Annotated in this window: 14 protein-coding genes; 8 read left to right on the top strand and 6 right to left on the bottom strand. The window is 61.0% G+C overall.

Annotation, left to right across the window (positions count from 1 at the left end):
- Positions 1-2: 2 nt before the first annotated feature.
- Both F3H58_RS10085 and tsaD read right to left on the bottom strand, forming a co-directional pair.
- Positions 3-986: an NAD(P)H-dependent glycerol-3-phosphate dehydrogenase gene (locus F3H58_RS10085; RefSeq protein ID WP_149742086.1), complete on the bottom strand. Its 984-nt coding sequence runs from the start codon at positions 984-986 to the stop codon at positions 3-5.
- A complete protein-coding gene (gene tsaD / locus F3H58_RS10080; protein ID WP_149742085.1) occupies positions 986-2,083 on the bottom strand; it encodes a tRNA (adenosine(37)-N6)-threonylcarbamoyltransferase complex transferase subunit TsaD in 1,098 nt (365 codons plus the stop codon). Before tsaD ends, F3H58_RS10085 begins: the two co-directional genes overlap by 1 nt.
- Before the next feature lie 73 nt (positions 2,084-2,156).
- Between tsaD and hemC the strand changes: the two genes are divergently transcribed.
- The 6 genes from hemC (at position 2,157) to F3H58_RS10050 (ending at position 8,210) form a co-directional block, all read left to right on the top strand.
- Positions 2,157-3,086 carry a hydroxymethylbilane synthase gene (gene hemC, locus F3H58_RS10075; protein ID WP_149742084.1) on the top strand — a complete coding sequence of 310 codons (930 nt, stop codon included), beginning with the start codon at positions 2,157-2,159 and terminating at the stop codon, positions 3,084-3,086.
- 4 nt (positions 3,087-3,090) lie between these two features.
- Complete coding sequence (locus tag F3H58_RS10070; protein ID WP_149742083.1) at positions 3,091-3,831, top strand: uroporphyrinogen-III synthase; 741 nt, start codon at positions 3,091-3,093, stop codon at positions 3,829-3,831.
- Positions 3,832-3,904: 73 nt separating this feature from the next.
- Positions 3,905-5,365: a COG4223 family protein gene (locus F3H58_RS10065; protein WP_149742082.1), complete on the top strand. Its 1,461-nt coding sequence runs from the start codon at positions 3,905-3,907 to the stop codon at positions 5,363-5,365.
- A gap of 4 nt (positions 5,366-5,369) precedes the next feature.
- Positions 5,370-6,986 (top strand): heme biosynthesis protein HemY, encoded by a 1,617-nt coding sequence (locus tag F3H58_RS10060; RefSeq protein ID WP_149742081.1) that lies wholly within the window; start codon positions 5,370-5,372, stop codon positions 6,984-6,986.
- 14 nt (positions 6,987-7,000) lie between these two features.
- On the top strand, positions 7,001-7,489 hold the full coding sequence (locus tag F3H58_RS10055; protein ID WP_078052365.1) for a tellurite resistance TerB family protein: 489 nt from the start codon (positions 7,001-7,003) through the stop codon (positions 7,487-7,489).
- Positions 7,479-8,210, top strand: a complete 732-nt coding sequence (locus tag F3H58_RS10050; RefSeq protein WP_149742080.1) for a glutamine amidotransferase — start codon at positions 7,479-7,481, stop codon at positions 8,208-8,210. The genes F3H58_RS10055 and F3H58_RS10050 overlap by 11 nt, the downstream gene beginning before the upstream one ends.
- A gap of 12 nt (positions 8,211-8,222) precedes the next feature.
- On the opposite strand, the gene F3H58_RS10045 is transcribed toward F3H58_RS10050, so the two are convergent.
- Positions 8,223-9,455, bottom strand: coding sequence for an MFS transporter (locus F3H58_RS10045; protein ID WP_149742079.1), 1,233 nt, complete (start codon positions 9,453-9,455; stop codon positions 8,223-8,225).
- A gap of 246 nt (positions 9,456-9,701) precedes the next feature.
- Here F3H58_RS10045 and F3H58_RS27195 point away from each other — a divergent pair, with 246 nt between their 5' ends.
- Positions 9,702-9,992 (top strand): YggT family protein, encoded by a 291-nt coding sequence (locus F3H58_RS27195; RefSeq protein WP_003523487.1) that lies wholly within the window; start codon positions 9,702-9,704, stop codon positions 9,990-9,992.
- The gene (locus F3H58_RS27190) at positions 9,989-10,300 is read left to right on the top strand and encodes a DUF167 domain-containing protein (protein ID WP_188128855.1); all 312 of its coding nucleotides are present in this window, start codon (positions 9,989-9,991) and stop codon (positions 10,298-10,300) included. Before F3H58_RS27195 ends, F3H58_RS27190 begins: the two co-directional genes overlap by 4 nt.
- Before the next feature lie 105 nt (positions 10,301-10,405).
- On the opposite strand, the gene ppa is transcribed toward F3H58_RS27190, so the two are convergent.
- The 3 genes from ppa to typA form a co-directional block, all read right to left on the bottom strand.
- Positions 10,406-10,939, bottom strand: coding sequence for an inorganic diphosphatase (ppa, locus tag F3H58_RS10035; RefSeq protein WP_149742077.1), 534 nt, complete (start codon positions 10,937-10,939; stop codon positions 10,406-10,408).
- Between the two features lie 168 nt (positions 10,940-11,107).
- Positions 11,108-11,614: a GNAT family N-acetyltransferase gene (locus F3H58_RS10030; RefSeq protein WP_003523484.1), complete on the bottom strand. Its 507-nt coding sequence runs from the start codon at positions 11,612-11,614 to the stop codon at positions 11,108-11,110.
- Between the two features lie 216 nt (positions 11,615-11,830).
- Complete coding sequence (gene typA / locus F3H58_RS10025) at positions 11,831-13,651, bottom strand: translational GTPase TypA (protein ID WP_149742076.1); 1,821 nt, start codon at positions 13,649-13,651, stop codon at positions 11,831-11,833.
- Positions 13,652-13,710: the final 59 nt, after the last annotated feature.

The raw sequence follows: 13,710 nt of genomic DNA, 5'->3' as shown, positions 1-13,710 counted from the left end.
CCTCATTCGGTGGTGATGGGCCGTGTCATCAATTGTTGCATGGCGCTCGCCACATCCAGATTGCCGTCAATGATAGCGGCCACCGCTTCGGTAACCGGCATGTCGACAGCGTGACTTTCCCCGAGCCGGGCGGCGACGGCTGCCGCGAAAGCGCCCTCCACCAGCCCGCCGGACGTATCCTTGCCCTCGCCCCGGCCGAGCGCGATACCGAAACGCAGGTTTCGCGACTGGTGGCTGGTGGCGGTCAGCACCAGATCGCCGAGGCCCGAGAGGCCGCGCACCGTGTCCGCCTTGCCGCCCATAGCAACGATGAGACGCGACATTTCGGCAAGCCCGCGCGAAATCAACGCCGCCCGCGCGGAATCGCCAAGGCCCGCGCCTTCGACGATGCCCGCGGCAATGGCGAGAACATTCTTCAGCGCCCCGCCAAGCTGCACGCCGATGCGGTCGGTCGAGGCATAAAGCCGGAAGGTCCTGCCGGAAATCGTTGTTGCCAGCCGTTCGGCGACCGCCGTGTCTTCCGCCGCAATCGCCATGGCCGTCGGCAAGCCGCGCGCAATATCGGCCGCGAAACCCGGACCGGAGAGAACCGCAATCGGATGATGCGGCAATTCCGCTTCCAGAAGTTCCGTCAGCAGCCGGCCGGAGCTGCGGTCGATACCCTTGGCGCAGGTGACGATGATAGAGTCATTAGCCAGGTAAGGGCCGTAATGGCGAGCCGCGTCGGCGTGAGCCTGCGAAGGCATGGCGAAGAGAACGATACTCGCCCCCGCCAGCACATCGGGCTCTGCGGAAAATTCAAGCGCATCCGGCAGGTCCACACCCGGCAAGGCCGCCTCATGCACGCGGTCGTTTCTAAGGTCGGCCATCAGCGACGGATCGCGGCCGAGCAGGGTCACGTCATGCCGGTTTTCCAGCGCGATGACCACAGCAAGCGCTGTTCCAAAGGCGCCGGCGCCGATGACGACGATTTTCTCCCGCTGCATCAGGCCTTGGCTCCCCTTTTACCGAAACCTATCAATGTCTCCGCACTGCCATCCAGCGGCCAGCGCGAGCGCGGCGGGATTTCGAGCGGATCGGGGTCCCGGCCGTCCGCCATGCGCTCCAGCCCCGCCCAGGCGATCATCGCGGCATTATCGGTGCAGAGCCGGTGCGGCGGCGCGACGAAGCGGAAGCCATGGGTATCGCAAAGCGATTGCAGCGTCTGGCGGATTTCCTGATTGGCGGCAACGCCGCCGGCGACGACCAGAGCAGGCTCTCTTTCTGTATGCGGAAATTCCTGCCTGAAACGGGCAAGGCCGCGGCCGATCCGATCCTTGAGCGTGCGCGACACCGCTTTCTGGAACGAGGCGCAGATATCGGCAATATCCTGCTCGGAAAGCGGCGCGATGGCGGTCGCCGCCTGCCGCACCGCCGTCTTCAGGCCGGAAAAGGAAAAATCGAGCCGTGCTTCGCCGACCATGGGACGCGGAAGCGGAAAGCGGTTCGGATCACCCTTCGCCGCCGCCTTCTCGACCGCAGGCCCACCCGGATAGGGCAGGCCCAGAAGTTTCGCGGTCTTGTCGAAAGCCTCCCCCAGCGCGTCATCGATGGTGGTGCCCCAACGCTCATAATCGCCCACGCCACGCACCAGCACCAGCTGGGTATGGCCGCCGGAGACGAGCAGCATCAGATAGGGAAAAGACAGACCGTCGGTGAGGCGCGCCGTCAGCGCATGGCCTTCCAGATGGTTGATGGCGTAAAGCGGCTTGCCGGCCGCCTTGGCGATGGCCTTGCCCGTCATCAAGCCCACCAGCAGGCCGCCGATGAGGCCGGGGCCGGAGGTGGCAGCGATGGCGTCGACATCGGCAAGGGTCACGCCAGCCTGCTCCAGCGCTTCTTCGACCAGCGTATCCAGCGCCTCGACATGGGCGCGCGCGGCAATTTCCGGCACCACGCCGCCATAGGCGCTGTGTTCCTCAAGCTGCGACAAAACGACATCGGAGACGATCTCGCCATGGCCGTCCGCATGCCGAACCACAATGGATGCGGCGGTTTCGTCACAGCTTGTCTCTATGCCGAGGATACGAAGAAAGGGGGTCATCAAATCTGTTCGTTCATTGCGATCATGCGCCGAGTTGGTCTAAGACAACTCCGGTAACAATGGATAGACGCGGATGCAAACAAAACCTTTCCGAATCGGCACGCGCGGCAGCCCGCTGGCGCTCGCGCAGGCTTACGAGACGCGCAACCGGCTGATGGCGGCGCATGGCCTGCCGGAAGAAATGTTCGAAATCGTCGTGCTGTCCACCAAGGGCGACCGGATAACCGACCGTGCTTTGTCGGAGATCGGCGGCAAGGGCCTGTTTACCGAGGAGCTGGAAAGCCAGCTTCTGTCCGGCGAACTCGATATGGCCGTGCATTCCTCCAAGGACATGCCGACCGTTCTGCCCGAAGGGCTCTATCTGTCCGCTTTCCTGCCGCGCGAAGACATACGCGACGCCTTCATCGGTCGCACCGCACCGAAGCTGCTGGAGCTGCCGCAGGGCGCCGTGGTCGGCTCCGCATCCCTGCGCCGCCAGGCGCTGATCCGCCGCCTGCGGCCGGATCTGAGCGTTATAATCTTCCGCGGTCAGGTCGATACCCGCCTGCGCAAGCTGGAGGAAGGCCAGGCGGATGCGACGCTTCTCGCCGTTGCCGGCCTGAAGAGACTTGGTAAGGAAAATGTGCCGACGGAAATTCTCGACCCGAAGGAATTCCCTCCTGCTCCGGCCCAGGGCGCAATCGGCGTGGAAAGCCGCATCGGCGATACGCGCATGGACGAACTGCTCGCACCCATAAACGACAGGCCCACTTATGATGCCGTCACATGCGAGCGCGCCTTTCTGGCAGCACTCGATGGTTCCTGTCGCACGCCGATTGCCGGCTACGCCACCTGCGATGGCGAGGAATTGCATTTTTCCGGCCTGATCCTCACCCCCGATGGCCAGACGAGCCACGGCATCGAAATCTCCGGCAACCGCCGCGATGCGGCAAAGCTCGGCCGGCAGGCCGGCGAAGACGTGCGCGCCAAGGCGGGCAGCAATTTCTTCGAAGGCTGGAGCTGAGCCGATGCGGATCGTCGTCACCCGGCCGCAGCGTTCGGGCGAAAGGACGGCCGCAAAGCTTGAAGCGCTTGGCCATGCGCCGGTGCTTCTTCCGCTGTTTTATCCCGCCCATAGTGGCGAACGCGCCGTCTCGGCGCTATCCGCCCCGCTGGCGGCCATCGCGGTGACCAGCGCCGAGGCGCTGCGGGCGCTAAAAACATCGCGGAACCGATTAGCTGCCTATCTGTCAAAACCGCTTTTCGCCGTCGGCGGAGCAACGGCGGAAGCGGCGGAAAAAACCGGCTTCGAACGGATTTTCACCGCCTCCGGCGACGCCGTGAGTCTGACCGCGCTGGTGGCTGAGCACCAGACTCTGTTTTCCGAAGAAGAGCCCCTGCTTTATCTCGCCGGCAGGCCCCGTGGCGCGGTCTTCGAGGAAGGCCTTGCCGCCGCCGGCATTCCCTTCAGAACGCTGGACTGTTACGAGATGCTGCCCTCCGACATTTCGGAGACGATGCTAGAGACGGCGCTTGTCGAAAGCGCTGCCGATGCGGTCCTGCTCTATTCATCGGAAGCAGCACGGGCCTTTTTCCATCATGTATCGACGGAAAAATACGTGGCGGCGCTGGCAACGACACAATTCATCTGCATCAGCCGCAACGTGTTTTCTCTCGTTCCGGAAATCTTCCGCGCAAACGCCAAGGCTGCCGAAGAACCGAGCGAGGCCGCGATGTTCGAACTTCTACGCCACAACTCTGGAACCTAATTCGAGCTCGCCTCTTTCCTTTGCCGCCGTCACTGACTAGGTTTAGATTACTGCAGGCAGAAATGAGGTTGTCATGGTATCGGGAAAGCCGCCACGCCACTCCAAGTCCAAAGCCGAACCGGTCACGATCGACCTGGACGCCAAAGACGTGAAAGCAATTTCCGCCGACGTGGACGCTGCCAAGACGGACGAAAAGCCCAGTGACACAACACCTAAGGCCACCGCAGAGCGGGGTGCTTCGGAGACAAAGCCCGAAGCAGCCGCAACGGGTAACCCCGCCCCCATCTGGGACCAGCCCAAGAAAACCCCTATCGAGCCCGAACCCAATGTCGGCAAAGCGGAATCCGTAGCCACGGCACCGAAGGCTGAGAGCGCCGCAGACAAACAGCCCGCAGACAGGCAGAAAGACCCCGTCTCGCCAGCCCCCGTTTCGCCTAAAGCCGATACAAAACCGTCGACGGGCACGACTGACACGAGCACGGCTGCAGCAGCTGCTGCGAAGCCAGCCTTCGGCTCCACAGCGTCCTCCAGCGCATCTAGCAGCGCCACCGCTGCAAAACCAACGACGGCGACCTCCTCCTCAGGACCGGCGAAGCCCTCCACACCGCAGCAGGCGGAGCGCAAACAGGCCGCGACCTCCGGCCTGATCGCAGCAGGTATCGTCGGCGGCCTTGTCGCGCTCGCCGCCGCCGGCAGCATGCAATATGCCGGCATCCTGCCCTCCTTCAATGCAGGCAGGGCGGGAAGCGAGGAAATCGCAGCACTGAAAACCGATCTGGACAGCTTGCGGCAGCAGCTTGCCAATGCGCCGGCCGCCGACACCTCGGCGCTGGAACAGCGTATCGCAACCCTCGAAGGCGCAAAGGGTGAAGCCCCGCAGGTGGATGGGCTGTCGGAAAAAATCGCCGCGCTGGAATCCACCCTCCAGTCGGAGCGATCCGCGCAGGCATCGGCGACGGCGGAACTGACACGCCGCCTTGCGGATGCGGAAGCCAAGATCAACGAGCCGCGCGACGATATCGAAGTCGCCCGCGCCATCGCTTCCGCCGCGCTGAAGGCCGCGATCGATCGCGGTGGGCCGTTCCTGACGGAACTCGACACGCTGTCCAAGGTAACGCCCGACGATCCGGCCATCGCATCGCTGCAATCCTTCGCCGCAACCGGTGTGCCGTCACGTTCGGAACTGATGCAGAAATTTCCTGACGTCGCCAATGCGATGCTTTCCGCGATCAACCAGCCTGACCCCAATCAGGGCATCATGGAACGCCTGACCGAAAGCGCCTTTTCGCTGGTGAAGGTGCGCCCGGTCGGAAATATCGAGGGTGAAACCCCCGAAGCCAAGATCGCGCGCATGGAAAACAAGCTGCGCAACGGCGATCTGCAGGGCGCGGCGCTTGAGTGGAACGGGCTTCCCGATGCCGCCAAGACGGCATCCGCCGACTACAAGAAATCGCTGGATGCGCGCATCGAGGTCGAAAATCTGGTCGGCGGCACATTGAACCGCGCCATCACCAGCACCGGCAGGCAGGGGTAAGGGCATGACCAGAATTCTGACTTTCGCCGTTATCGTTCTGGCTCTCGGTTTCGGCTTCTCCTGGCTGGCCGACAGGCCTGGCGTCCTTTCCATCGTCTGGCAGGGCCAGCTGATCGAAATGAGCCTGATGGTCGCCGCCTCCATCATCGCGGCGCTGGTCGCCGCCGTCATGCTGGTTTGGTGGATCGTCAATGCGATCTGGACCTCGCCCAATGCCGCCCGTCGTTATTTCCGCGCCCGCAAGCGCGACCGGGGTTATCAGGCGCTCTCCACCGGGCTCATCGCCGCCGGGGCCGGCAATGCCATCCTCGCCCGCAAGATGACGGCCCGCACTCAAGGGTTGCTCAGCGCCGATCAGGAGCCGCTGATCCATCTGCTCGATGCGCAGGCTGACCTGATTGAAGGCAAATATGACGAGGCGCGGCGCAAATTCGAAGCCATGGCCCGCGATCCCGAGACACGCGAACTTGGCCTTCGCGGCCTTTATATCGAGGCCCGCCGTCAGGGCGCCTATGAAGCCGCCCAGCAATATGCCGAGGATGCAGCGGAAAAGGCCCCCTATCTGCCCTGGGCCGCGCAGGCGACGCTGGAAAACCGTTGCCGCAACGGACAGTGGGACGATGCCATCCGCCTGCTTGACCAGCAGAAGGCGGCCGGCGTCATCGAACGCGGTGAGGCGGAACGTCTGAAAGCCGTGCTTCTCACTGCCAAGGCCGGCGAAAAGCTGGAAAGCGATCCGATTGGCGCGCGCGAGGATGCCAAGCACGCTCTGAAGCTTGCCAGGAGCCTGGTTCCGGCAGCGCTGATTGCGGCGAAATCCTATCTCCGGGAAGACAATCTGCGCAAGGCAGCCGCGGTTCTGGAACCCGTCTGGAAGAACGATTCGCACCCGCAGATCGCCGAACTTTATATCCGGGCACGCAGCGGCGATACCGCCATCGACCGGCTGAAACGGGCCGAGCGGCTGGAAAGCCTGAAGCCCAACAACATCGAATCCCTGTTCGCGGTGGCGCAGGCGGCGCTCGACGCCAAGGAATTCGCCAAGGCGCGGGCCAAGGCCGAGGCCGCCGCCAGGATCGAGCCGCGCGAGAGCATCTTCTTGCTGATGGCCGATATCGAGGAGGCCGAAAGCGGCGATCAGGGCCGTGTGCGCTACTGGATGGCGCAGGCGCTGCGCGCGCCGCGCGACCCCGCCTGGGTGGCCGACGGCATCGTTTCGGAAAAATGGCTGCCGGTCTCTCCGGTCACCGGCCGTCTCGATGCTTTCGAATGGAAAGCGCCTTTCGGCCAGCTCGAAGCGCCCGTTGAAGACCTGACAATCGAAAACGCGATTGCCGCAGCGCCCGCACGGGCCGAACCGGCCGCGAAGACGATCATTGTCGAAGCCGCGCCGGAGACGGCCGCCGAACCGAAACCGGCCCCGGCCGCACCGATCGAGGTCAAGCCGGCCGTATCGGTCCCGCAGGAGAAAAAGCCGGTCACAATCGAAGCGCCAGTGGAAACCGGTGTCACGGATGAAAAGGCGGAAGCCGTGCCGTTTTTCGGCGGCGCGCCAGATGATCCGGGCGTCAAGAAACCCGGTGCGGAAGCCGAACCCAAGACCCGGCTCAAACTCTTCTGACGAACAGGATATCGATGTTCCAGCAAATACAGTCGTTTATTCAGAACCTCGTCGGCCCTCATGGGGATGATTTCAGCCCGGACGATCTGAGGGTGGCGGTGGCCGCCCTCTGTTTCCAGGTCATGGAAGCGGATGGCACCGTCTCGAAAAGCGAGCGCGACCGCCTGCGCGAAATCCTGCAGGATTATTACCATCTCGATGCCGGAAAGCTGGATGCGCTTCTCGCCGCCGGCCAAGAGGCCGGCAAGGAAGCCGTCGATTATTACCGCTTCACCACCGATATACGCCGCCATCTCGATGAAGAGCAGCGCGTGGAGCTTATTGGCATATTATGGGATATTGTTTACGCTGACGGCGAACGAAGCGAAATGGAAGACCATGTGATCTGGCGAGTCGCCGACCTGCTTGGTGTATCCGTGCGCGACAGGGTTCTGCAACGTCAGCAGGCCGCCACGAGGTCCGGGCCAGCTGAAGAAAGCGAAAACGAAGACGATGCTGTTTGACCCTTCCAGGCAACAGAGAAAACAACCATCGCTGCTCATCATCCTGCATCAGGAACGTTCCACGCCCGGCCGCGTCGGCCAGATGCTGGTGGAAAAAGGCTATCGTCTGGATATAAGACGCCCTGCACTCGGCGATGACCTGCCGCAAACACTGGAGAAACACGCTGGCGCCATCATCTTCGGTGGCCCGATGAGCGCCAACGATTCTCATGACTACGTCAAAGCCGAAATCGACTGGCTGAAGGTGCCGCTGAAGGAAAACAAACCCTTTCTCGGCATCTGTCTCGGTGCGCAGATGCTGTCCAAACATCTCGGCGGCAAGGTGGAGGCAGACAGGGAGGGCAAGGTGGAGATTGGCTGGTATCCGCTTCATGCCACCGAACATGGGCGGCTTCTGATGCCGCATTGGCCGAAGATGGTCTATCATTTCCACAAGGAAGGGTTCGAGCTGCCGCGCGGAGCCGAACTTCTGGCCTCCGGCGAAACCTATCCCAATCAGGCCTACCGCTATGGAAAAAACGCCTGGGGCCTGCAGTTTCACGCCGAGCTGACCCGCGCCATGATGCATAGCTGGGTGGTGCGCGGCGCACAGCGCTTCGGCATGCCCAATGCGCAGGTGGGCAGCCAGCATCTGGAAGGCCGCATGCTGTTCGACACGCCGCTCAGGGCATGGCTGGGCAATTTCCTCGATCTGGTTTTTGAGGGGAAGGCGCAGCGCTGAGGCCCGTGTCCGTCAGTGCGGCGCGTCCAGATTGTCGATCTTGCGCAGCCTGGAGAAACCGAGCGCCCAGATAATTGCCACAGCAAGCGTGCCCGCCCCGCCAATGACAACGGCCGGCACGGCCCCGACGACATGCGCCATGGTGCCGGCGCGGAACTCACCCAGCTCGTTCGATGCGCCGACGAACACCATGTTCACGGCATTCACACGCCCGCGCACCTCATCCGGCGTCCACAGCGCAATCAAGGTCTCGCGAACATAAACCGACACCATGTCGGATGCGCCCATGATCACCAGCGCGGCGATGGACAGCCACGGGGTTTGCGAAAGCCCGAAGACCACAGTTGAGATGCCGAAGAGGCCGACGCCGGTAAACATCAGCAGACCGGCGTGGTGACGAATGGGCTTGAAGGCCAGAATGACCGCAACGGTGATGGCCCCAATGCCGGGTGCTGCGCGCAAAAGCCCGAGGCCCCATGGCCCGAGCGTCAGCACTTCCTTGGCAAAAATTGGCATCAGCGCAACGGCGCCGCCCAGCAGCACCGCGAAAAGATCGAGCGATATCGCACCGAGAACGATTTTTTCCTGCGCGATGAATTTGAACCCGGCGAGCATGGTTTCGAGACTAATGGCTTTCGCCGGGCCGCGTTGTTCCGGCTTGCGGATCGTCACCGCAAGCGTCGCCGATACGATGAAGAGCACGAATGCCACACTATAGGCGACGGAAGCACCGAGGCCATAAAGCAGGCCGCCAGCGACGGGACCGAGAATGGACGCCATCTGCCACGAAGAGGAATTCCAGGCGATGGCGTTGGGCAAATCCTCTACCGGCACGAGATTGGGCGCCAGTGACTGGACCGCCGGCCCCATAAAGGCGCGCTCTATGCCGAAGACCACAAGAATGGCGAAGACCGGCCAGGGGGAAAAGCTGTGCGTCAGCGTAAGCCCCAGAAGAGCGGCAGCGCACAGCGCCGCAATCAGCAGGCATATGGCCATGATGCGCCGACGATTGTGCCGGTCGGCGACCGTTCCGGTGACGAGGATCAGAAGCAGCGACGGCAGAAACTGGAAAAGACCGATCAGGCCGAGATAAAAGGCGTTGCCGGTCACCTCATACATCTGCCAGCCGACCGAGACGCTGACGATCTGGATGGCGAAGGCCGAAAAAAACCGGGCGCTGAAAAAGCGGCGATAGGAACTATGCCGGAATGCACCGAAACGGTTTTCGGCGGAAGGGAGGGACATTGGCTGGGTGCTCGCGAGACAATATGAGAGCTTTGCAATAGAGCGATATCACAGGAATCGCCAGCCCTCACCAACGGCATGACGAAAAGTGTGAGCGGTTTTCGTCTGAAATCCCGCTGCAAAGCCATGAACCAGATTGTGATGATCGCCGGTCGATCAGACCAAAGATCATTACGATCCGGCGCAACACTTGCCGGTTCACGGTTCAATGTCTAAATGTCTTGCAACCAAGATACGGAGATATTGATGCTTGCCCTGTTTCAGACCATCGATCTGGCCTTGAACCTCTATACGTGGGTGCTGATCGCCAGCGCTATTTTTTCCTGGCTTTACGCCTTCAACGTCATCAACTCCCGCAACCAGTTCGTGAACGCCATCGGCAGCTTTCTGTTCAATGTCACGGAACCGGTTCTGCGCCCCATCCGCCGCATTCTGCCCAATCTCGGCGGCATCGACATTTCGCCGATCATCGTGCTCCTGATCATCTTCTTCATCCGCTCCTTCATGTGGAACACGCTTTACCCGATGGTCGCTTGAGCGGCTGCTGGCAGAAGCATGGCGACCATGTCCGACTGACCGTCCGCCTCACACCGAATGGCGGGCGGGACGCCGTCGACGGCGTGGAAAAGGATGCGGAGGCAAACGCGCATCTCAAAGCCCGCGTCAGCGCCGTGCCGGAAGGCGGCAAGGCCAACAAGGCCCTGATTATTTTGCTGGCGAAAAAACTCGGCCTGCCGAAATCCTCCATCAGCTTCGTTTCAGGCGAAACAGCGCGTAAAAAAATCCTCCGGATCGACACCGACCCGGAGGATTTCGAAGAGCTATTCAAAAAGCTCGAAAACTAAAGCGCATCGCGTTTAATCTGATTCATGCGACGCGCTTTCGATCTTAGTTTTTAAGCATGTCTTGGTCCTAAAACCGCTGCACACTTTTGGGAGACATGCTTTAGATCAGCCCTGCGCCTTGTAGCGCTCGATGGCTTCGACGATCAGCTTCTTGGCGATGTCGACATCCTGCCAGCCGCCCATCTTCACCCACTTGCCGGGCTCCAGATCCTTGTAGTGCTCGAAGAAGTGCTCGATCTGCTTCAGCGTGATTTCCGGCAGGTCGGTGTAGTTGTGGACCTTGTCGTAACGGCGCGTCAGCTTCGGAACCGGCACGGCGAGGATCTTCTCGTCCTTGCCGCCATCATCTTCCATGATCATCACGCCGATGGGGCGGACATTGATGACGCAGCCCGGAACCAGCGGACGGGTGTTGCAGATGAGAACGTCGATCGGGTCGCCATCGTCGGACAGGGTGTGCGGCACGAAACCATAGTTACCCGGATAGGTCATCGGCGTGTAGAGGAAGCGATCGACGATCAGCGCACCGGCATCCTTGTCCATCTCGTACTTGATCGGGTGTCCACCGACCGGCACTTCAACGATGACATTCACGTCATCCGGCGGATTCTTGCCTACGGAAATTGCATCGATACGCATTCGCTTCCCTCATTCGACGGGTTGGATTTGGTTTTCGATACTGGGAAAGTCGCCGCATTGCAACATGGCTTTGGGCGGATAAGGCAGAATGCGAGATTTGAGGCTATCGCAATCGCGCATGGCCGGCCGCGAGAATGAACCCAAGGCCAAATCACCCGGCATTGTTTGTCAGTTCCAGACGAAACCGACCTTGCGAAGCGACTTGCCGTCGAAATCTTCCATGCCTTCGGCGATATCGCGGCCACCGTGAGAGCGGAAAAAGCGGTTGGCCACATCGCTGTCTTCAAGGCACCAGACAACGATTCCGTTGCAGCCAAGCGAGGTCAGCAGTCTGCGCGCTTCCGTAAAAAGCAGCGAGCCAAGCCCGATGCCCTGATATTCCGGCCGGAGATAAAGTTCGTATATCTCGCCGTCCTGCGGCAGCCCGCGTGCCCGGCTGAGGCCCAGCGTCGCATATCCGGCGACCACACCGGCCACTTCCACCACCAGCATGGTTGCGGAGCCTTTGGTTGCCTTTTTCCACCAGACTTCTCCACGACGCTCAAGCATCTGCGTCAACGGCCGATGCGGGATAAGCCCGGCATAGGCCTGTTGCCACGACAGACGGTGCGCCTCGGAGATGGCGCGCGCATCATGCGGTTCAGCACGGCGAACATCGATGGATAACGTTTTCATAACGCGATTCTGGCCCCGGCCACGGAAACTTACCAGTCATAAAGGTTAACGCCGGCGAGCTTACCCACAGCCTATTCATGTGGACGACCGATAAAAATTAACGCATCCTTAACCTTTGACACAAGCGCCTTTCGACTCATGCACACATAAAAACGAACGCATAAAAAAACCCGGCTCGAGGCCGGGTTCTTTCAAATTCGCAACGACAAGCCGCAATCAGACAGCGAGCTTGGCCTTTTCAAAACGCTTGCGATCGTTGGCGTCCAGGAACATCTTGCGCAGACGGATGGACTTCGGCGTCACTTCCATCAGCTCATCGTCCTGAATCCAGGAAAGCGCGCGATCGAGCGTCATGCGGATCGGCGGCGTCAGCTTCACGGCTTCATCCTTGCCGGCAGCGCGGATGTTGGTCAGCTGCTTGCCCTTCAGCACGTTCACTTCGAGATCGTTATCGCGAGAGTGAATACCGATGATCATACCGGCATAGACCTTCTCACCCGGCTCGATGATCATCGGGCCGCGATCTTCCAGGTTGAACATGGCATAAGCAACAGCTTCACCCGAACCGTTCGACAAGAGAACGCCGTTCACGCGACCGGCAATCTGGCCCTTGAAGGGCTGATAGTCGTGGAACAGACGGTTCATGATCGCCGTACCGCGCGTGTCGGTCAAAAGCTCCGACTGGTAGCCGATCAGGCCACGGGTCGGCGCATAGAACTTCAGACGAACGCGATTGCCGCCGGAAGGACGAAGCTCGGCCATTTCAGCCTTGCGCTCGGACATCTTCTGGACGACGACGCCGGAATGTTCTTCATCAACGTCGATCACGACTTCTTCGATCGGCTCCAGCAGGGTGCCGTTCTCATCCTTGTGCATCACGACGCGCGGACGCGAAACGGCAAGCTCGAAGCCTTCGCGACGCATGGTTTCGATCAGAACCGCCAGCTGCAATTCGCCACGGCCGGAAACGAAGAACGAATCCTTGCCTTCGGCTTCTTCGATCTTCAGCGCAACGTTGCCTTCGGCTTCCTTGAACAGGCGGTCACGGATAACGCGGCTCGTGACCTTGTCGCCTTCGGTGCCAGCCAGCGGGCTGTCGTTGACGATGAACGACATGGTGACGGTCGGCGGGTCAATCGGCTGTGCCTGCATCGCCTCGGTAACCGACGGATCACAGAAGGTGTCGGCGACGGTGCCTTTGGAAAGACCGGCGATGGCGACGATGTCACCCGCATGGGCCTCCTCAATTGCCGTGCGCTCGATACCGCGGAAGGCGAGGATCTTGGAAATGCGGCCTGTTTCAATTGTCTTGCCGTCCTGGTCAAGCACCTTCACAGCCTGGTTCGGCTTGATCGAACCAGACGCGATGCGGCCGGTGATGATGCGGCCGAGGAAGTTGTTGGCTTCGAGGATCGTGCCGATCATGCGGAACGGGCCCTCTTCAACCTTGGGCTCCGGAACGTGCTCAAGAACCAGATCGAGCAGCGGTGCAAGACCCTGATCCTTCGGACCTTCCGGGTTGACATTCATCCAGCCGTCACGGCCGGAACCGTAGAGGATCGGGAAGTCGAGCTGCTCGTCGGTGGCGTCGAGGTTTGCGAAGAGGTCGAAGACTTCGTTGATAACTTCTTCATGGCGGCCATCCGGACGGTCGATCTTGTTGATCGCGACGATCGGGCGAAGACCAACCTTCAGCGCCTTGCTGACCACGAACTTGGTCTGCGGCATCGGGCCTTCCGAGCTATCGACCAGAACGATAGCACCGTCCACCATCGACAGGATACGCTCGACTTCACCGCCGAAGTCGGCGTGGCCAGGGGTGTCGACGATGTTGATGCGGACACCCTTCCACTCCACCGAGGTCGCCTTGGCGAGAATGGTGATGCCACGTTCCTTTTCAAGATCGTTGCTATCCATCACGCGCTCGGCGACACGCTGGTTGTCGCGGAACGAGCCGGACTGCTTCAGGAGCTCGTCCACGAGCGTCGTTTTTCCATGGTCAACGTGCGCGATGATCGCGATGTTGCGAAGTGCCATTGTTCAAAATCTCTGAGGTTGGGCGCTATACTGATGAGAAACGCCAATTTAGTTTGGCG

This window comes from Rhizobium sp. NFACC06-2, assembly GCF_900101425.1.
Lineage (GTDB): Bacteria > Pseudomonadota > Alphaproteobacteria > Rhizobiales > Rhizobiaceae > Agrobacterium > Agrobacterium leguminum.
This window is presented reverse-complemented; position numbering and strand designations above follow the sequence as displayed.